Below are 385 nucleotides of genomic sequence, written 5' to 3'. Positions count from 1 at the left end.
GAGACATGCCCGATCCGCGCGAATCCACGCGGATGCAGATATAGCCGTAGGGTACCCATCTCTCCGGATCAGCAGTTTCCCAATTTGCGAATTCGGTAGTGGTGCCCTGCGCCACCTCCGGATGGTCGCGGGTCAGCATGTTCCATTGTGCGGGATAGCCTTCGGCAAACGACAGGCCTTTGGCATATGGGCCGTGGGACATAAGTACGGGAAACTGTCCCTCGCTATCGGGACGGTAGATATCGCAATACAGGACAGACCCATCACGCATCGGGATAGGCACGTCCCACTCCACGATCAAGCCGTTGCGCTGCTCTTTGCGTGGCTCAACAGTTCCTGAAATCAAATTCATTGCGGTGTCCTCCCTAACAACGCTAAGTCTTTT

At 55.6% G+C, this 385-nt stretch carries 1 protein-coding gene; it reads right to left on the bottom strand.

All coding sequences use genetic code 11. The features are described from left to right. Positions 1-352 (bottom strand): CocE/NonD family hydrolase (locus tag A3764_RS00270; RefSeq protein WP_330220500.1); only part of this gene is annotated, 352 nt, incomplete at its 3' end. Between the last annotated feature and the right edge of the window lie 33 nt (positions 353-385).

This window comes from Sulfitobacter sp. HI0129 (assembly GCF_001635395.1).
In the GTDB taxonomy this organism is placed as follows: domain Bacteria; phylum Pseudomonadota; class Alphaproteobacteria; order Rhodobacterales; family Rhodobacteraceae; genus Sulfitobacter.
The sequence above is the reverse complement of the archived record's forward strand: the minus strand, read 5'-3'. Positions and strand labels throughout refer to the sequence as shown.